21 protein-coding genes and 1 pseudogene are annotated in these 16,819 nt (G+C 67.8%); 11 read left to right on the forward strand and 11 right to left on the reverse strand.

All coding sequences use genetic code 11. From position 1 onward, the window contains the following. Positions 1–63 precede the first annotated feature (63 nt). Positions 64–1,038: a carbohydrate ABC transporter permease gene (locus ACFC1X_RS11340; protein ID WP_376351289.1), complete on the forward strand. Its 975-nt coding sequence runs from the start codon at positions 64–66 to the stop codon at positions 1,036–1,038. Beyond that, on the forward strand, positions 1,035–1,898 hold the full coding sequence (locus ACFC1X_RS11345; protein ID WP_376351291.1) for a carbohydrate ABC transporter permease: 864 nt from the start codon (positions 1,035–1,037) through the stop codon (positions 1,896–1,898). Before ACFC1X_RS11340 ends, ACFC1X_RS11345 begins: the two co-directional genes overlap by 4 nt. 8 nt (positions 1,899–1,906) lie before the next feature. Here the strand turns inward: ACFC1X_RS11345 and ACFC1X_RS11350 are convergent, their stop codons facing one another. Continuing rightward, positions 1,907–3,088, reverse strand: coding sequence for a flavin reductase (locus ACFC1X_RS11350; protein WP_376351294.1), 1,182 nt, complete (start codon positions 3,086–3,088; stop codon positions 1,907–1,909). 370 nt (positions 3,089–3,458) lie between these two features. Here ACFC1X_RS11350 and ACFC1X_RS11355 point away from each other — a divergent pair, with 370 nt between their 5' ends. Continuing rightward, positions 3,459–4,868 (forward strand): MFS transporter, encoded by a 1,410-nt coding sequence (locus tag ACFC1X_RS11355; protein ID WP_376351297.1) that lies wholly within the window; start codon positions 3,459–3,461, stop codon positions 4,866–4,868. 107 nt (positions 4,869–4,975) lie between these two features. Next, the gene (locus ACFC1X_RS11360; RefSeq protein ID WP_376351300.1) at positions 4,976–5,869 is read left to right on the forward strand and encodes an SDR family oxidoreductase; all 894 of its coding nucleotides are present in this window, start codon (positions 4,976–4,978) and stop codon (positions 5,867–5,869) included. On the opposite strand, the pseudogene ACFC1X_RS11365 reads toward ACFC1X_RS11360, so the two are convergent. Both ACFC1X_RS11365 and ACFC1X_RS11370 read right to left on the reverse strand, forming a co-directional pair. Then, positions 5,826–6,837, reverse strand: a pseudogene (locus ACFC1X_RS11365) (BtrH N-terminal domain-containing protein). The gene ACFC1X_RS11360 and the pseudogene ACFC1X_RS11365 overlap by 44 nt on opposite strands. A gap of 32 nt (positions 6,838–6,869) precedes the next feature. Beyond that, positions 6,870–7,190: a hypothetical protein gene (locus ACFC1X_RS11370; RefSeq protein ID WP_376351303.1), complete on the reverse strand. Its 321-nt coding sequence runs from the start codon at positions 7,188–7,190 to the stop codon at positions 6,870–6,872. A 21-nt stretch (positions 7,191–7,211) separates the two neighbouring features. Here ACFC1X_RS11370 and ACFC1X_RS11375 point away from each other — a divergent pair, with 21 nt between their 5' ends. Beyond that, on the forward strand, positions 7,212–7,610 hold the full coding sequence (locus ACFC1X_RS11375; RefSeq protein WP_376351306.1) for a hypothetical protein: 399 nt from the start codon (positions 7,212–7,214) through the stop codon (positions 7,608–7,610). Continuing rightward, the gene (locus tag ACFC1X_RS11380) at positions 7,598–8,176 is read left to right on the forward strand and encodes an MBL fold metallo-hydrolase (RefSeq protein ID WP_376351309.1); all 579 of its coding nucleotides are present in this window, start codon (positions 7,598–7,600) and stop codon (positions 8,174–8,176) included. The genes ACFC1X_RS11375 and ACFC1X_RS11380 overlap by 13 nt, the downstream gene beginning before the upstream one ends. On the opposite strand, the gene ACFC1X_RS11385 is transcribed toward ACFC1X_RS11380, so the two are convergent. Beyond that, entirely contained in the window at positions 8,140–8,712 is a 573-nt protein-coding gene (locus ACFC1X_RS11385) for a PP2C family protein-serine/threonine phosphatase (protein ID WP_376351312.1), read from the reverse strand. The two genes, ACFC1X_RS11380 and ACFC1X_RS11385, sit on opposite strands and share 37 nt — an antisense overlap. Positions 8,713–9,049: 337 nt before the next feature. Between ACFC1X_RS11385 and ACFC1X_RS11390 the strand changes: the two genes are divergently transcribed. After that, complete coding sequence (locus ACFC1X_RS11390; RefSeq protein ID WP_376351315.1) at positions 9,050–9,292, forward strand: DUF6411 family protein; 243 nt, start codon at positions 9,050–9,052, stop codon at positions 9,290–9,292. Positions 9,293–9,455: 163 nt separating this feature from the next. Continuing rightward, positions 9,456–9,893, forward strand: a complete 438-nt coding sequence (locus ACFC1X_RS11395) for a GNAT family N-acetyltransferase (RefSeq protein ID WP_376351318.1) — start codon at positions 9,456–9,458, stop codon at positions 9,891–9,893. A gap of 17 nt (positions 9,894–9,910) precedes the next feature. On the opposite strand, the gene ACFC1X_RS11400 is transcribed toward ACFC1X_RS11395, so the two are convergent. From ACFC1X_RS11400 to ACFC1X_RS11415, 4 genes are all read right to left on the reverse strand, one after another. Further along, positions 9,911–10,516: a class I SAM-dependent methyltransferase gene (locus ACFC1X_RS11400; protein ID WP_376351321.1), complete on the reverse strand. Its 606-nt coding sequence runs from the start codon at positions 10,514–10,516 to the stop codon at positions 9,911–9,913. An 89-nt stretch (positions 10,517–10,605) separates the two neighbouring features. After that, the gene (locus ACFC1X_RS11405) at positions 10,606–11,016 is read right to left on the reverse strand and encodes an STAS domain-containing protein (protein WP_376351324.1); all 411 of its coding nucleotides are present in this window, start codon (positions 11,014–11,016) and stop codon (positions 10,606–10,608) included. 85 nt (positions 11,017–11,101) lie between these two features. Further along, positions 11,102–11,860, reverse strand: a complete 759-nt coding sequence (locus ACFC1X_RS11410) for an IclR family transcriptional regulator (protein WP_376351327.1) — start codon at positions 11,858–11,860, stop codon at positions 11,102–11,104. Between the two features lie 72 nt (positions 11,861–11,932). Then, positions 11,933–12,892, reverse strand: a complete 960-nt coding sequence (locus ACFC1X_RS11415) for an SMP-30/gluconolactonase/LRE family protein (protein ID WP_376351329.1) — start codon at positions 12,890–12,892, stop codon at positions 11,933–11,935. 97 nt (positions 12,893–12,989) lie between these two features. Here ACFC1X_RS11415 and ACFC1X_RS11420 point away from each other — a divergent pair, with 97 nt between their 5' ends. After that, positions 12,990–13,442, forward strand: coding sequence for an Lrp/AsnC family transcriptional regulator (locus ACFC1X_RS11420; RefSeq protein ID WP_376351331.1), 453 nt, complete (start codon positions 12,990–12,992; stop codon positions 13,440–13,442). Between the two features lie 22 nt (positions 13,443–13,464). Here the strand turns inward: ACFC1X_RS11420 and ACFC1X_RS11425 are convergent, their stop codons facing one another. From ACFC1X_RS11425 to ACFC1X_RS11435, 3 genes are all read right to left on the reverse strand, one after another. After that, positions 13,465–13,878: an ATP-binding protein gene (locus tag ACFC1X_RS11425; protein WP_376351334.1), complete on the reverse strand. Its 414-nt coding sequence runs from the start codon at positions 13,876–13,878 to the stop codon at positions 13,465–13,467. 148 nt (positions 13,879–14,026) lie between these two features. Then, positions 14,027–15,058, reverse strand: a complete 1,032-nt coding sequence (locus tag ACFC1X_RS11430) for an alpha/beta fold hydrolase (protein WP_376351336.1) — start codon at positions 15,056–15,058, stop codon at positions 14,027–14,029. A gap of 78 nt (positions 15,059–15,136) precedes the next feature. Next, positions 15,137–15,508, reverse strand: coding sequence for a VOC family protein (locus tag ACFC1X_RS11435; protein ID WP_376351339.1), 372 nt, complete (start codon positions 15,506–15,508; stop codon positions 15,137–15,139). An 81-nt stretch (positions 15,509–15,589) separates the two neighbouring features. On the opposite strand from ACFC1X_RS11435, the gene ACFC1X_RS11440 reads away from it, so the two are divergent. Next, a complete protein-coding gene (locus ACFC1X_RS11440) occupies positions 15,590–16,051 on the forward strand; it encodes a MarR family winged helix-turn-helix transcriptional regulator (protein ID WP_376351342.1) in 462 nt (153 codons plus the stop codon). Between the two features lie 20 nt (positions 16,052–16,071). Further along, positions 16,072–16,788, forward strand: a complete 717-nt coding sequence (locus ACFC1X_RS11445; protein ID WP_376351344.1) for a 2-phosphosulfolactate phosphatase — start codon at positions 16,072–16,074, stop codon at positions 16,786–16,788. Positions 16,789–16,819 lie beyond the last annotated feature (31 nt).

The following is a 16,819-nucleotide window of genomic DNA, read 5'->3' on the forward strand; positions in this document are numbered from 1 at the left end:
CTCGCCCCAGCCCGCTGCTCAGCGGCGGCTCCTCAGCGGACGACGAAAGGCCCCGGCTCCGCCATGACCCGCAGCGCATCCACCGCGGCACCTCCCACCCAGGCCACCGAACCAGGCCCGACCGACGGACGACGATCCGGCGACCGCGCGCGGGGCAAAGCCCCTTGGCGTGACCGGCCGCTACGCCGTATCACCCCGTGGCTGTTCCTCCTCGCCCCCCTCGCCCTGCTGGTCACGTTCACCTACGTGCCAGTGGGCAACATGATCTACTACAGCTTCACCGACTGGGACGGGGTCAGCCCTAAACGGAACTTCGTGGGCGGCGACAACTACACCCAGGTGTTCACCAGGCCCGAACTCTTCAAGGTCTTCGCCGTCAGCCTCTACTACCTCGCCGCATCCGTCGTACAGATCGTCATCGCCCTGTACTTCGCCACCGTCCTCAGTTTCGACCTGCGCTTTAGGAACCTGTTCAAGGGAATCCTGTTCTTCCCCTACCTGATCAACGGCGTCGCGATCGGCTTCGTGTTCCTGTACTTCTTCCAGGACGGCGGCACCCTCGACTCCGTCCTGTCGTGGTTCGGCGCCGACGCCGACCACGCCTGGCTGGGCAGCCCCGAGTCGGCCAACACCGCACTCGCAGGCGTGTCCGTGTGGCGTTTCACCGGCCTCAACTTCGTCCTGTTCCTCGGCGCGATCCAGTCGATTCCCGGCGAGCTCTACGAGGCCGCCCAGCTCGACGGCGCGACCAGATGGCAGCGGTTCCGGCACATCATCGCGCCGAGCATCCGTCCGGTGCTGAGCCTGAGCGTCATCCTGGCGATCTCCGGCTCGTTGTCCGTCTTCGAGATCCCGTACATCATGACCGGCGGCGCGACCGAGACGTCGACCTTCGTGATCCAGACGGTCAAGTTCGCCTTCCAGTTCAACAAGACCGGCCTGGCCTCGGCCTGTGCCGTGGTGCTGCTGGCCATCATCCTGCTCATCACCTGGATCCAGCGCCGCCTCGTGCCCGACGAAAGGGTGGACCTCGTATGACCATCACCGCCCGGTCCCGGGAACGAGGCCGCCGAAACCACCGTATCGGCACCGCACTCACCTACGTGTCCCTCGTAGTCGCATCCCTCGTCGTCCTGGTCCCGCTCCTCGTCGTCTTCCTCACCTCGCTCAAGTCCTACGACGAGATCTCCGACGGCCGGCAAGCCCTGTCCCTGCCCGATGACTGGCTCAACTTCTCCAACTATACAACGGCGTTCAACGACGGACACATGCTCACGGCCTTCGGCAACACGGCCTTCATCCTGCTGTTCTCCATCACCGGAACCGTGATCATCGGCTCCATGACGGCGTACGCCATCGACCGCTTCGACTTTCGCTTCAAGAGCCTCGTCATGGCGCTGTTCCTGATCGCCACCCTGGTCCCCGGTGTGACCACCCAGGTCGCCACCTTCCAGGTCGTGAACAGCTTCGGCCTGTTCGATACCCGCTGGGCGCCGATCCTTCTCTACATGGGGACGGACATCGTGTCGATCTACATCTTCCTGCAGTTCATCCGCGGCATCCCCAAGTCCCTGGACGAAGCGGCGCGGCTGGACGGCGCCAATTCCTTCACGATCTACCGAAGGATCATCTTCCCGCTGCTGAAACCGGCGATAGCAACCGTGGTCATCATCAAGGGCATCACCACGTACAACGACTTCTACATCCCCTTCCTCTACATGCCTTCCGAGGACATGGGGACCATGTCGACGGCCCTCTTCCGGTTCAAGGGACCGTTCGGGGCACACTGGGAGTACATCTCCGCCGGTACAGTCCTCGTCATCGCGCCGACCCTTGTGATCTTCCTGTTCCTGCAGCGCTACATATACAACGGGTTCGCGCAGGGGGCTACGAAGTAGTCAGGGCGTCACCGGGCCGCCTGCCCTGCACCGGCCAGCCCTTGAGTCACGCGTTCGGCGGCGTCCTTCAGATGCGTGACATACCTCTGGACGTCAGCTTGTCCGGCGTCGGGAGGGAGGCCGTCGACGGTCAACTGCATCACGACCTCCTTTCGGGAGTCGAACACGGGAACAGACACGCTGCGGATTTGGTGCTGCTCGTTCGCGTCACGCAGTTCGTCAGGCTCGTGTTCGCTCCCCAGCTGATCGACCAATTGCCGGATCGCCCGCCGTCCGTGCGGTGTCAGCCCCTTCAGGGTGGTCTCGTCGACGCTGGATTCCAGCCTGCGCAGACTGTCGCTCCACGTAGCGATCGACCAGCCTCGCTTGCGGACCCGATCGACCAATTGCTGCGGATCGGACCGCGTGACGGATGACTGGGAGTCTGCCGCCCGTCTGATCCACGCCTCCTTGGCCTCCTCGGACCAGGCCACCAACGCAGTGCCCAAAGGGGGGATGTGCGGCAGCCGCTGACCGACACGGCTGTAGTCGCGGCCCCCGGCCGGAGTGCCGGCGGTGGCCAACAGGACGATTTCGTCGCCGACCGCGCTGGAGGCGAGACACTCGACCCGGTGGCGTGATGCGACCTCCTCCATGAACGGCCGTGCCACGTCGACCAGCCGAAGATGCTCGATGAGGTCAGGTTCGCCCGCTGCCGCCAGCGACAGGGGGGCGAATTGCCCATAACCGCCCTGGAAGAAGAGCAAAGGCAACGACGACCCCGCCGCGTCCAGCGTCGTGACCCGGCCAATGACGATCGAATGGTCGCCGGCATCGTGGACCGAATCCACCGAGCACTCGATCCAGGCGACGGCGTTCTTGAGCCGCGGCAGACCAGTGGTGGACGGTGCCCACTCAAGACCCTCGAACTTGCGGTCGCCCCCCGTGGCGAAGGACCGGGACTCCGACTCCTGGTGCGCTCCCAGTACGTTGACGCAAAAGCGGCCGTTCTTGAGAATCTTCACCGAGGTGCTGGACTGCTTGCCTGGCAGGAAAGCCACCAGCGGTGGCGAGAGAGACACGGAGACGAAGGAACCGACCGTCATTCCCACCGGGCCGCCATCTTCAGCACACGAGGTCACCGCCGCGACACCGGTGGGGAAATGCCCAAGCACGTGACGAAAGTGTTGGGGGTCGATGGGTTCAGACATGCAGCTCTCCTCGCCTGATTCTATTTCGCTCCGACTCTAAACACCCGTATGTTTCGAGTCTTTTGCTACTCTCATGCCGGGTGGACCTGCATGTCAAGGGTCTGGAGGCGCCGCAAGCGGGCGGGCACCGGGGGCCCGACGTCATCCCGGATCGGGTGTCAGCCGACCGCTGACCTGCGAGTCTCCGGCGAGAGCATTGAGGCTGAGCAGAGGTGATGGACGGCCCGGCCGAGCAAAGTGTTGACATTTTGACCTCGGATTGCCAGGATGGCGTTTCGGCTGCGAAGGGCCGTTCTCCGGTCCGGCGCCCCTGAACAGCACCCCGGCCGGCTTACGGCTTGCTGTACCGCCCCGGCCGGACCCGGAGACTATGTCCACTGCTTCCCCGGCCTCGACCAGCCGCAAGTCCGCGCCGTCCAGGTCCATTGCGGTGGTCACGGTGACCGCTCTCATCAGCCTCATCGTCTCGACGATGCAAACGCTCGTCATCCCGATCGCACCCGAGCTGCCCCGGTTGGTGAATGCCGCGCCATCGGACACCGCCTGGGCCGTAACCGCCACCCTGCTGGCCTCCGTGGTCGTCACCCCGGTGATGGGCCGCCTCGGCGACATGTACGGCAAACGTCTCATGCTGCTCGTCAGCCTCTCCTTCCTGGTGGCCGGATCCTGCACCGCCGCGCTCAGCGACTCCCTCGCGCCGCTCATCGTCGGACGAACCATGCAGGGCCTGGCGGCTGGTGTCCTGCCCCTTGGCATCGCTGTACTGCGCGACGAGATACCTCCCGAGAGGCTCGCCGTTTCTACCGCGGTCATCAGCGCCTCGCTCGGCATCGGCGCAGCACTCGGTCTGCCCGCCGCCGCCCTCATCGCCGGCTCGTTCGATTGGCACGCGCTGTTCTGGCTCTCCGGGCTCCTGGGAGCCCTGGGCGCACTGCTCGTGTGGTTCTTCATCCCGGAAGCCGCCTCCGGTACCGGTCAGCGCTTCGACCTGACCGGGGCCGTGGGCCTGTCCGCAGGACTGGTATGCCTGCTGCTGGCCATCTCCGAGGGTGCCGACTGGGGCTGGAGCAGTGCCCTGACGCTCTCGCTGTTCGCCGCGGCCGCCATCATCCTGGTGTCGTGGGGCCGCTTCGAATTGCGTGCCGCCCAGCCGCTCGTCGACCTGCGTATCACCGCCCGCCGCCAAGTGCTTTGCACCAACCTCGCTTCCTTTGCCCTCGGCATCTCGATGTTCGCCGTCTCCCTGGTCACACCTCAGCTGATCCAATTGCCCCAGGAGACGGGACATGGCCTCGGCAAGTCGATGCTCGTCGCCGGCCTCGTCATGGCGCCCAGAGGCCTGATCATGATGCTCACCGCTCCCCTCTCCGCGATCCTCACCAAGTCCAAGGGGCCGAGGATCACTCTGATGACGGGTGCACTCGTCGTCGCCTCGGGCTACGTCCTCAACCTCACCCTGATGTCCGAGGTGTGGCATCTGATCCTCGTCTCCGGCATCATCGGCGCGGGCGTCGGCTTCGCCTATGGCGCCCTGCCGGCCCTCATCAACGGTGCGGTACCTGCCTGCGACACCGCTGCGGCCAACAGCCTCAACACCTTGATGCGCTCACTCGGGGCATCCGTGTCCAGCGCTGCCGTCGGCGTCCTCCTCTCCCAGATGACCATCAGCGTCGGCCTCCTGGCCCTGCCATCCGAGAGCGGATTCCGCACCACCATGGCCATCGGCGCCGGCGCCGCTCTTCTCGCCTTCGCTTTCGCCGTGTCGCTGCCCCGCGACTGACGGCGGTAACGCCTCTAGTCGAGCAAAGTGTTGACACTTTGCTTCCGGGCGCGCGAAGATAGCGCTGGGGTCCGGGCACCTGTCAGCCGATGCAAGGGGATTCTCTCGTGATACTGGTCACCGCAGCCAACGGCAACCAAGGAAAGTTTCTGATCCCGCGGCTCATGGCTACGGGTCAGGTGGTGCGCGCCTGCGTCCGATCCGAGGAATCAGCGCAGGCTCTTCGCACTGCTGGCGTAACTGAGGTCCTTGTCGGGGATATCAGCCATCCCGGCGCAATGACTCGCGCCATGCACGGGGTCGAAAAGGTCTATTACGTCGGACCCACTCTCCATCCCCAAGAGCGGGAGATGGGGTTCGCTGCCATTGATGCCGCACGCGAAGCCGGCGTGCAGCATTTCGTCTTCAGCTCGGTGCTGCATGCGATTCTTACCGACCTGACTCAGCATGAGATCAAGCGCGATATAGAGGAATATCTGCTCTCCTCCGGCATGGAGTTCACGATTCTCCAGCCCGCAAACTATATGTTGCGCCACAGGCTCAAGCCTGTTCTGGGGCAAGGAGTTTTCCTTCTCTCGTGGGCACTCGACCGATACCAGTCGATGGTCGACCCGAGCGACATCGCCGATGTGGCCGCTGCCGTACTGGAAGACAGTGATCACCACAGTGGCGCGACCTACGAACTGGTTGCGCCTGGTCGCTACACCGCACACGACATCGCGGCGATCATATCCGAAGTTGTGGGCCGAAAGGTACCTGCCAAGCAAATCGAGGCTGACGAATTCACGACGGCATCCCTAGGCGCAGACCACGAAAGCGCATTCCCATACCATACGGAAGCGGCGCGAGCGATCAGCAAGCGCTACAGCAGCCACGATTTCATTGGGAATTCCAACGTACTCACATGGTTGCTGGGTCGCAGTCCGACAAGTTTCAAACAGTTTGTCCAACGAGAGCTCAACTTCGAGAACGATGCGAAGGACAGTCCTGGAGCAGGCTGAGTGCGTGCATGGCATCGCGTTCGATGCGTGAGACCTCGTGGAGGATGGAGCCGGCCTTTCTGAGGCTCTTCGAGTCTCCGGATTCGCCTGCTGCGGCGACGAGTGCGGCCACCTGCGTCCAGAGGGTGGCCGCGTCGGCATACAGGCTGTGTCCGGTGCGCAGCCGGTCGTCGTCGATCTGCTGAGCGCACTCGGCGAGGAAGTCCCGGTAGAGGTTGCGGAACAGGGCGCCGCCGGTGCCGGCTCTCTCCATGAGGACGGCGGCCCGTGGTAGGTCCTCCTGCGGATTGCCGGTACGTTCCAGCCACTTCGGCACTTGTGTGGCGGCCTTCTCGATGCCCCGGTGGCCCAGGTTCGCGATGGGCGGATTCAGGAAGGCGTCGGCGCAGCTCTTGATCGCGGGGATGATGGTCCTGCGGTGGCGTCAGGCCGCTGGGCACTGTGAGGGTGAAGGAGCGGTGCCGTGCGGTCATCGGGCCGCGCGCGGCCCTGGCACCGGCCAGGGCGGCGAGGCTCGTGGAGACCGATCCGCCCTGCTGGGAGGTGTCCACCAGGTAGGCGTCGTGTTCGTCGTAGCCGTACATGGCCACGATGTGTCCGCCGAAGTGCACCTTGGTGCTGAAGTAGTCCAGGTGGTAGCTGTCGAGTTGCAGACCCACCGGCCGGCCGGCGTCGATGGGTGCCGCGACGTTCTGCCATGCCTTGCGCGGGGATGTGGTCTCCTCGACCCGCAGCTCGAGTCCGAGTGCGCCGGCCAGGTTTCTGGTGAGTTCGAACGCCTTGACCCGGCCGCCCAGGAAGGGCAAGTCCATGTTCTTGCTCGCCCAGTAGACGAAGGACAAGCCAGAGCCGAGCCCGAAGAGCATGGGCTCGGACAGGTCGAGTCCCTCATGCCGCAGCAGGACACCCAGCGCCGCCGTCTCGCAGTGCTCGGCACGCCGAACATCGACGTCTTTCACCATGGCCATGCGGCCATTCTCCTTGCTCGGCGCCCTTGCGGTCAGGACTGGTCCAAGGCTCGTTCGATCGCGCGGTGGGCGCGGCCCGCGGCCGTCCGGTCGTGCTGGAGTTGCCTGGCCGCGTTCAGTGCCGGCCCGGCGGCGACGATCTCGGACAGCGCCAGGTCGACGTCGAACCCGCCGGGCAGTTCGCCGTTCTCCAGCGCCGCGGGCACAGGGCAGCCCCCGGGCAGCAGTGGCGCTTCCAGGCAGCCCACGGAGTTGACGCACACCGCGCGCAGCCGCCACAGTCCCGCCGGCTCGGCCAACGCCGGTTCGACCGCCCGGTGCCAGAAGTCGGGCCAGATCCTCGATCTCGCCACCGAGATCGCCTCCGAAAAGGCATGGAGGGCATCACCATCGGCCGCCTCGCCGAAGAACTGGAGAGGAGCAAATCCGGGGTGCACGAGCACTTCGGCACCAAGGAGTCATTGCAGATCTCCACGCTGGACAAGGCGTTCGTGCGCGAGATGCGGGTGCGACGACTGGGCTGGGCCGGACGGGAGATCGAGACGGGCGGCGAGCGATTGGTGATCGACTACGTGCGTGATCTCTCACCGCTGTTCCCGGGGTGGAAGCCCGGGCGAGGGGCTGGAGGTGCCGAGCGGCGAGGTCGGCGCCGCGCTGGTGACCCACCTGCACCGGCGCCCACACCGCCGCCGCCGCGCTCGCGGACGGGCTGCCGCCGAGGGCGCCGGTGCTGCGACCGGCGCCCGGTCATGGCGACGACGTGGAGAACGTGACGACGGTGGTGACCGAGCGTGAGCTGGTCCAGCACCGGCTGGCCGCCGAGGTCGTGGATGCCTGGTCCACCCGCGAGATCGGGCTGTTCCGCGTCACCGCGGTGTCCGCCGTGGACGGCCTGGGCGACCCGCAGCTGAACTGGGTGGTGCAGGCCGACGGGCAGCGGGTCTTCCAGGGCGGCGACACAATGTTCCACGGCTGTGGGTGGCTCGTCGCGCGCCGGTTCAGCCCGTTCGACGCGGTGTTCCTGCCCGCCGACGTCGCGGAGGGCGACGCGCCGCACCTGCGGCCGCCGAGCCCGCTGCCCGCCGCGCTGGACCCGAGACAGGCCGCCGCGGCGGCGGAGATCCTCGACGCCTGGTACGCGGTGCCGATGCATTACGACACCGAGCAGCCGGACAGATCGCGGGCTCCGCCGAAGTCGCCGACCCGGAGAACGAGTCCCGTGCGCACGCCGGAAGGCGCGCGCATGTGCTGGCCGTCGGAGCATGGCTGGACCTGGCCACCTGACCGGTGCGCGCCGCACGGTCAGCGGCTGGTGGCGGTGAGCAGGAGGACGGCCTGATCGTCGTCGATCTCGTGGTCGCCGGTGAAGGTGCGGACCGCTCGGGCCAGGGCGTCTATGACGTCGTGCGCGCTGGGCCGGTGCAGTGCGCTCGTCACGGCGTCGGCGAGGCGCTCTTCGCCGAACTGTTCGCCGTCGGTGTCACAGGCCTCGAAGACGCCGTCGGTGTAGAGCAGCAGGCTCTCCCGCGGGCCTGAGTGGAGACGGTGGGGACGCAGGTGGGTGTCGGGGGGGGTGCCCAGCAGGGACCCGTCCGCCTCGACGGTGTGGGTGGTGTGGTGGGTGCCGAGGATGAGCGGGAGGGTGTGTCCGGCGCGGATCAGCTCGATGTCCAGCCCGTTGGGGGCGGGAGTGAGGTGGCCGTAGACGAGGGTGACGATGCCGCTCCCATGACTGTCGGGCCGGTTGCACAGGGCGCTGCTGACGGCCTGCACGACGGCTTCGGGGTCGGGCGGGAGTGGGGCGACGGGGCGTGCGGTGCGGCGGACGAGGGTGGCGGCGGCGTTGGCGCCGCGTCCGCACACGTCGCCGAGCATGAAGGCCCACCGGCCGTCGGGGAGCCGCAGGATGTCGGAGAAGTCGCCCCCGATGTCGAGTCCTTCGCCGGCCGGGTGGTAGAAGGAGGCTACGTCGGCGCCCGGGCACGTGGGGCAGCGCGGGCCGCGCGGCGGGCGAGTTCCTCGGCCAGGGCGACGCTGTCAGCGCGAACAGACGCGCCACTGAAGCGGGCACGGACGCCAGCCTCACCACCCTGCCCTGCGTGGACAGTCCCTAGAACGAAGGCGCTCGGCCTACGAGCTGTTCCGCCCGGCACGCATGGTCCCTCATCCCCAGGGCAACCGACAGACACGTCTCGCGTTAGGAAGTTCCATCATGATGATCGTCGGAATCGTCGCCGTGTGCGTCGTTCTCGCGGTGCTCGCGTTCCTCGTGCCGCGTCTGTCTCATCGTCCGCAACGCGGTACCCAGCAAACGCTGGGCGTCGGGTCCCGGGCCGGCGGCAAGGCACCCGGCATCCTGGGCCGCGCACTCAGCAAGCCGTTCCGCAGCAGCTCCAAGGCCGTCGGTCGCAGCGGTTCGGCCGGTCGCCGGGCTCGTGGCCGCATGCCCTTCTGACCCGCAGTGTCCGGCCGATGCCACGCGCACCGTGACGTGCCGCTGCGAGTGGGTGGCTGGCAGACTGGCGTGGTTCGTCTCGGCCTGTTCCCGTCTGGAGCTCTCTGACATGCCGCTTCCCCGGCCGGTCCCGCTCCTCCGTCCTGCCCTCGGGGAGGACGTCGTGGTTCTTCAGGAGCTTGCCCGGCGCACCATCGACGCGCGCTACCGTCCATTTCTGGGAGACGAGGGCGTCAACTGGTTCATCAGCAGCGGGGCCTCTGATGATCACATCGAGTCGCACTTTCGCCAGGGGCACCTCCACTGCCTGGAGGCGGGTGGGGATCTCGTGGGGCTGCTGATCACAGAGGAGTCCACCGTCGACTTGCTGATGATCGACGCGGACCGTCAACGCCAAGGGCTCGGGAGGCTGCTGCTGGCGCAGGCCGAGCGGTTGCTCTTCGCCGAGTATGAGGAAATCCGCCTGGAGACCTTTGCCGGCAATGTCACGGCCGTCGCGTTCTATGAGGCGTGCGGCTGGTCGGTGGCGGGGCATCTGGAGTCCGACGGGCCCGACCGGATCGAGTTTCGGCGGCATCGGGAGCACGCCGGCACTTCATGAAGGTGCGGGCAGGGCGGTCAGCGGCGATGGACGCTCACCGCGTAGCCGCCACCGTCATACGGGTCGGCGTCCCAGGTGGCGAAGCGGTCGGTCAGGGTGAGACCGGCTCCGGTGCAGTGGGCGTCGTACTGCGCCAGGGTGAGGTGGGGCGCCACGGGCAGATGGTCCCGGTCCAGGCCGAAGCCCGCGACGAGCAGGCCGCCCGGGCGCAGCGCGCGGGCCAGCGTGGCCGCAACGTCGGCCTCGGTGCCCGGAGCGAGGAGCGGAAAGACGTTGCCCGCGGCGACGACGAGGTCGAAGCCAGGGGTGATGCCGACGGCGGCCGGGTCGAAGTCCGACAGATCGGCTTCCAGCCAGGTCAGCCGTGGCGCGCTTCTCCGGGCCACGGCCAGCATGGAGGCGTCACGGTCGACGCCGACGCCGTCGTATCCGAGTCGGGCGAGCTGGATCAGGACCCGGCCGGTGCCGCAGCCCGCGTCCAGCACACGTGCCCCGCGGGGCACCAGCGTGGCGCACAGCCGCGCCTCACCGTGTACGTCCTGTCCGTGTTCCGCGAGCTCCGCGAAACGCGCGGCGTACTGCTCACCGGACGTGCCACCGGTCAGCTGTTCCCATCGGTTCATAGCGGCGAGTCTAGAGTCCACGATCGCCTGGCTCACCGGCGCACCGGTACCCGCACCCGTGCGACGCCCACGCAGAGGCACCGCGTACGTCAGTGCCGCATGTGCGGCCAGTCGGCGAGTTCCTCGGCACCGGCGGGCTGTGCGACGGCCTGATCCACGGTGTCGTGGAACGAGTAGACGGGACGCAGCCCGCCGAGGGTGAAGACGCGGAGCAGCCGCTCGTCGTCGCAGGCGATCCGCAGCGAGCCGTGGTGTGCCTGGATACGCTTGGTGACCGCGACGATCATGCCGAGGCCCGCCGAGTCCAGGAACGGGGTACCGCACAGGTCCAGGACGAAATGCCGGTGGCCCTCGTCCAGGAGCCGGACCACCTCGGCTCGCACGACGGGCGCAAACGCGATGTCGATCTCACCACTGGCGCCGACGACGGTCCAGCCGTTCGTCACGTGGTGGGCGACCGATCCGTACTCGTACGGTCCTGCCAGGCTCTGGTCAGTCACTTATCCATCCCTCACACCGTTGTCCGATTTGCCCCGTCTCATCCAGGAAACGGGACGCGGCCACCCCCTCACAAGGGCCCGGATTTCAGATGGTGAGCGAGAGCCCCCGGGACACCCGTTCCGCGGTGACGAGCAGCCGCGCGACGGCATCGTCGAGCGAGGCGGAACGGCTGACGTTCAGGGAGATCCCGAGCGCGCCGATGGTGTCGCCCTGGCGGACGGGCACCGCCACGCACGCGGTGCCGAGGGCGTACTCCTCGACGTCGGTCACGGCAGGTCCCTGAGCCGCGGCGTCGAGGCGTCGTAGCAGTTCGCGACGGTATGTGATGGTGCGCGGGGTGAGGTCGTGCAGCGTGTGACGGGAGAGGTAGTCGGCGCGCGCCTCCTGGCCCAGCTCCCGCAGCACGCACTTGCCGAGCGCCGTGGCGTGTCCCGCGTCCTCGAAGCCGACCCATAGATCGACACGTGGGGCTTTCGGGCCGTCCACGATCTCCGCGACCCGGATCTCGCCCTCCTCGTAGAAGGTCAGGTAGGCCGCGGCCGACAGGCCGTCGCGCAACTCGGTGAGCGTCGGACGGACCCTGCTGAGTGCCGCCTGTTCGCGGCTTCCGCCATGCAGCGCGCCCAGTTTCTCGCCGAGCACGAACGAGCCGTCGTCGAGTTTGCGCACGTAGCCGTCGTGCACCATCGTGCGCAGGAGGTGGTAGGTGGTGGCCAGGGCCAGCCCCGTCTCACGTGCCAGCTGCTTGGCCGGGACGCCGCCTTCGTGCGCGCCGACCGCTTCCATCAGCCGGAAGGCTCGCTGCACCGACGAGATGAGTGTGGGACCGTCCTTACCACTCATGTCTCCACCGTGCTCGCGCGCACGGCTCCCCGCAAGTCCGGACCGCCCTCGGCGTGGACCTCGGCCCAACGATCACCTGGACTCCGGGTCCAGCCAGGGCCGCCGCCCTGGGCCGGTCGGGTGCGTGCCCGTGACGCCCATGACGACCGAGTAGAGGCTGGTCTCCGCGGTGATGAAGAGGCGGTTGCGCTTGGGGCCGCCCCAGGAGATGTTGGCCACCGTCTCGGGGATGTTGAGTCGCCCGATCAGGGTGCCGTCGGGGTCGTAGCAGTGCACCCCGTCGGCCATCGCGGCCGCCCAGAGCCGGCCGTCGGCGTCGAATCGGAGGTTGTCGAAGCGGGCGTTCGCGCGACGGGCGGCCTCGGCGAAGATCTTGCCGTCGGAGAGGGTGCCGTTGTCCCGTACGTCGAAGACCCGGACGCAGCCGGCCCGGGTGTCGGAGACGAAGAGCTGACGCTCGTCCGGGGAGAAGACGAGCCCGTTCGGCGCCGCGAAGCAGTCGGCGACCAGATCCACCTCACCGCTGTCCGGGTCGATCCGGTAGACGTTGTTGGCCGCGATCTCGCTCTCGGCGCGGTAGCCCTCGTAGTCGCTGGTGATGCCGAAGTCCGGATCGGAGAACCAGATGGAGCCGTCCGACTTCACCGCCGCGTCGTTCGGGCTGTTCAGGCGCTTGCCCTGCCAGCGGTCGGCCAGCACCGTGACCGTGCCGTCGTGCTCGGTCCGTGTCACCCGGCGGTTGCCCTGCTCGCAGGTGATCAGCCGGCCTTGCCGGTCGAGCGTGTTGCCGTTGGTGTGCCCGGCGGAACGGCGGAAGACGCTGACGGCACCGGTCTCCTCGTCCCAGCGCAGCATCCGGTCATTGGGGATGTCGCTCCAGATCACCTGCCGCCAGGCAGGCAGGTAGATGGGTCCCTCGGCCCAGCGGCAGCCGGTGTACAGCACCTCCAGGCCGTCGTCGCCGTTCATGCACCGCCCGGTACGGAACCGGTCGTCGAGCATCTCGTACAGCGCAGGGCTCTCGCCGGTCATGGGTCCCCTCCTAGAGATGAGCCGAACCATCTTCGGCCTGTCACGCATATTCTAAGATGACGTATGGTCCATGCGTCTGTAGTCCGAATGGAGAATTGTGGATCACATTGATCGTGTCCTCCTGACGCGACTCCAGCAGGACGCCATGCAGTCCTACGCCGCGCTCGGCCAGGCCGTGGGCCTGTCCGCCGGGGCGGCACATGAGCGCGTGCGCAAGCTGCGGGAGCGGGGCGTCATCCGACGCACCACGGCCGAAGTGGATCCGGCGGCGGTCGGCGGCGGTGTCCTCGCCTACGTGATGGTCGACTCGACGGCGTGGATGGGCGACTCCGCGCAGGACTTCGCCGCGCTGCCCGAGATCCTGGAGGCGCACATCATCGCCGGCAGCGCCTCGGTGCTGGTGAAGGTCAGGACCGCGACCACCGAGCAGCTGCAGGACGTGCTGCGCCGGATCTACGCCATCGACGGGGTCAACGGCACCAGTGCGACGGTTGTGCTGGAGACGTTCTTCGAGCGGCAGGTTTCTCCGCAGGCGAGCGATCAGACGTGAGTCACTGCGAGGCCAGAGGGAGTTACGAGGTCGCGGCGGGCGGACGGAAACAGGCTATGACGGTCTTGCCGTCGAGACACCTACGGGCCTCCCAGTCGTCTGCCAGCGCATCGACGAGGAACATCCCGCGCCCGCCCAGGCGGTCGGTGCTCGCCGCCCGGGGCAGGGGGAGGTCGCCGGAAGAGTCGTGCACGGCGATGTGCAAGCAGCGCTCGTCCCACGTCATCATCAACTGTGCGCTGCTGCGGGCGTGTACCTGCGCGTTGGTGACGAGCTCCGACACGGTCAGCAGCACGGCGTCCACCGTCTCCGGAGCCGTGGCGGTCCACCGCATCTTCCGCAGGTGGCCGCGGGCCCAGTCACGTGCCGTTCTCACATCGCTGGTGAGCGGCAACGACTTTGCCCAGCCCACTGCCCGTAGGGATGATCCGCTCACCGTCGGCACCTCCTGCTCCGGTTCCCGTCCTCTGTCACGACTACCCCGGCACGGCGGATCGAGGCACAGAGGGTCGAGGCCGACCGACCGTGTCGTGTCCAGGCTGTCCACCTCGGACCACGGCGGCCGGCTCGCGCAGCCGGCGTGGTCATCCGTCGAGGAACTTCAGGAGTTCGGCGGTAACGAAGCGGGGGTTCTCCTCGACGAGCCAGTGTCCGGCTTTCGGAACGTCCACCGCCCGCTCGATGTTGGTCATGCGGGGGGCCACTGTGCCCCGGATCGCGTCGAGTTGTCCTTCCGCGGTCATGAGCAGGGTCGGGACACGTACCGGTGCCGCGGCCACGGTGTCGCGGACGTCCTGGTCGAGGGCGCGGTAGAGCTCGAAGCCGCCCGAGAGGACTTTGGGCCGACTGTAGGTTCGCGCGTACTCGTTGATCTCCGCGCGGGTGAACGGGGAGTCGTCGGACGTCCCGCCGAACGCCGAACCACGGTATGAGACCTGGGGGTAGAACAGCGCCAGGTACTCCCTGACGTCGTCGCCCACGACCGCCTCGGGGACTCGCCGCTGGGCGTGAAAGGCGATGTGCCAGCTCAGTGAGCGGTAGGTCGGCGCGTCGATCGCGGGCCCGGGCAGCGGCAGGTCCAGGTAGCCCAGGCGCGCGGTGTCGTCGGGGAATTGGCTCGCGTACTGGAATGCCACCGCGGCACCGAGGTCGTGTCCGATGACACGGGCGTCGTCCAGCCCGAGCCGATCGGCGATCAGTTTGTGCACGTACCGCGCCAGCGTGGCTTTGTCGTAGCCGGAGGGGGAGCCGGTGCTGTCGCCCAGTCCGGGTAGGTCGACGGCGTAGACGGTGTGGTGCTTGGCGAGTTCCGGCATGATCGGCCACCAGCCGTACCAGGTCTGCGGCCAACCGTGAATCAGCACGACCGGCGTGCCGCTGCCGCCCCTCACGTAGTGCATACGGACACCGTCGACGTCGGCGAACTCGTGCCGGAAGGTCTTCTCGAACCTAGGATCGTCCTGGGTGACGGCTGCGTACGCGGGGGCGTCGTCCTCCGCTGCCGGTGTGGAACAGGCCCCGGTGGCGATGGCGAGCAGGAGGGTGAGGAGAACGCTCGCCACCGTTCGCGCGGAGCGCCGGAAGCGGTGCGGCATCGGCCGTGGTGCTGTGGTCATGGGTCGCAGTCTTGCCAGCCGCCCCATGACCTGGCACACAATCTTGCGGTTACGGCAAGAGCTTGGGACGGGCCGCGGTCAGCCTCCGTGGACCGTGAGCCGGTAGCCCTCGGGGCCGGTGAAGGTGAACGTCCGACCGAAGGGACTGTCCTGCACCGGTCCGGCGACGTCGACACCCGCCGCGACCAGCTGTGCGTGCAGCTTGTCGGCGTCGTCGGTGCGCAGCCACAGCGCCACACCCAGGCCCGGGATGGAGCCGTCGGCCAGGTCGGTGCCCGGGAGCGGCTCGCGCACGGCGAAGGGGATCGGGGTGGTGGCGAAGACCACCGCGCCCGGCGGAGAGGCCGGGGCGCGGTCCAGGCCGAGGTGCTCCTCGAAGAAGGCCGCGGCGGCCGGTACGTCCTTGACCTGCAGGGCGATGAAGTCGGGGCCGTGGACGGTGGCGGTCATGGTTCCTCCAGAGATGAGCATGTCAGGACTTTGACATTGAGGACTGTAGGCGGCTGCCGGCGCGCATGTCAAAATGCTGACATGGAAGACCGGACGCCCGTCCCCCCGCCGCATCCCGCCCACACCATCACCGAGCACGTGGGATACCGCCTCAAACGCACCGCGGCCGCCCTGCGCAACAGCATGGACAAGGCACTGCGCGAACACGGGCTGACCGTCCCGCAGTACTCCTGCCTGGAACTGCTCGATCAACGGCCCGGCCTGTCCAACGCCGACCTCGCCCGCGGCACCTTCGTCACCCGGCAGTCCGCCAACGTCGTCCTGCGCGGCCTCAAGGACTCCGGCCTGATCACCCGGCCGGAGTCCGCCGAGCACGGCCGCGCCCTGCCCGTCCACCTCACCCCGGCCGGACAGGAACGCCTCCATGCCGCCCGGGAGGCCGTCTACGCCATCGAGACACGCATGATCAGCAAGGTTCCCGCAGACCGCCTGCCCTCGCTCCTCGCCGACCTCGACGCCATGGCCGAAGCACTCGACGACTGACCGGGCGGCACAATGGCACGATGGATCATCAGTTCGTTGGCATACCGGAGTTGACCGACGTTCCGCGTGTCGCGGTCGTCATCGACGTCATGCGGGCCTTCACCGTGGCCGCCTGGGCCTTCTCGCGTGGAGTGGAGAGGATTGTCCTGGCCTCCACGGAGCGTGAGGCGCTGGAGTTGAAGGAGAGCCGGCCCGGTTGGCTCGCCTTGAAGGACGGGGCTCCGGCGGCGGGGTTCGACGCGGTGAACTCGCCGGGCCTGCTCAGGTCCGCCGATTTCGCCGGTCGCACGCTGGTGCAGAAGACGACGGCGGGAACCGTGGGCGCGCTGGCCGTCGCGGACGCGCCGCTGGTCCTGTGCGCGAGCTTCGTGGTGGCCGGACCTACCGCGCGGTTCCTGCGGAGCCAGGAGGCCGGTCCGGTCACGTTCGTCGTCACCGGGGAGGACGGCAGGGCCGACGAGGACCTGGCCTGTGCCGAGTACATCGGCCGTTGTGTGGACGGCGGCGGTATCGACGGCGGCGGTGTCGACGCTGCCCCGTATGTCCACCGTGCGCGCAACTCTCGCGCCGCGGCTGAACTCGCCGGAGGGCTGCGGAGCGGGTTCCACCCCGATGACGTCGGTCTCTGCCTGGAGGTCGACAGGTTCCCGTTCGCCATGGTGGCTCGTCAGGAGGGGCCCCTGACGGTGCTCCGGCCCGTCGCGGTGCCTGATTCCGACCATCCCGGGCGGTCCTGAGCCGCTGCCCTGAGCCGTTGGCCGGAAGCAC

The sequence above is a fragment of the Streptomyces sp. NPDC056128 genome (genome assembly GCF_042263835.1).
Classification (GTDB): domain Bacteria; phylum Actinomycetota; class Actinomycetes; order Streptomycetales; family Streptomycetaceae; genus Streptomyces.

Coding starts and splice junctions, on each gene's coding strand:
- ACFC1X_RS11340 (WP_376351289.1), top strand. CDS start 64: ATGACCCGCAGCGCATCCACCGCGGCACCTCCCACCCAGGCCACCGAA.
- ACFC1X_RS11345 (WP_376351291.1), top strand. CDS start 1,035: ATGACCATCACCGCCCGGTCCCGGGAACGAGGCCGCCGAAACCACCGT.
- ACFC1X_RS11350 (WP_376351294.1), bottom strand. CDS start 3,088: ATGTCTGAACCCATCGACCCCCAACACTTTCGTCACGTGCTTGGGCAT.
- ACFC1X_RS11355 (WP_376351297.1), top strand. CDS start 3,459: ATGTCCACTGCTTCCCCGGCCTCGACCAGCCGCAAGTCCGCGCCGTCC.
- ACFC1X_RS11375 (WP_376351306.1), top strand. CDS start 7,212: ATGGAGGGCATCACCATCGGCCGCCTCGCCGAAGAACTGGAGAGGAGC.
- ACFC1X_RS11385 (WP_376351312.1), bottom strand. CDS start 8,712: ATGCTCGGCGACGTGTGCGGACGCGGCGCCAACGCCGCCGCCACCCTC.
- ACFC1X_RS11390 (WP_376351315.1), top strand. CDS start 9,050: ATGATGATCGTCGGAATCGTCGCCGTGTGCGTCGTTCTCGCGGTGCTC.
- ACFC1X_RS11400 (WP_376351321.1), bottom strand. CDS start 10,516: ATGAACCGATGGGAACAGCTGACCGGTGGCACGTCCGGTGAGCAGTAC.
- ACFC1X_RS11410 (WP_376351327.1), bottom strand. CDS start 11,860: ATGAGTGGTAAGGACGGTCCCACACTCATCTCGTCGGTGCAGCGAGCC.
- ACFC1X_RS11415 (WP_376351329.1), bottom strand. CDS start 12,892: ATGACCGGCGAGAGCCCTGCGCTGTACGAGATGCTCGACGACCGGTTC.
- ACFC1X_RS11430 (WP_376351336.1), bottom strand. CDS start 15,058: ATGACCACAGCACCACGGCCGATGCCGCACCGCTTCCGGCGCTCCGCG.
- ACFC1X_RS11435 (WP_376351339.1), bottom strand. CDS start 15,508: ATGACCGCCACCGTCCACGGCCCCGACTTCATCGCCCTGCAGGTCAAG.
- ACFC1X_RS11440 (WP_376351342.1), top strand. CDS start 15,590: ATGGAAGACCGGACGCCCGTCCCCCCGCCGCATCCCGCCCACACCATC.
- ACFC1X_RS11445 (WP_376351344.1), top strand. CDS start 16,072: ATGGATCATCAGTTCGTTGGCATACCGGAGTTGACCGACGTTCCGCGT.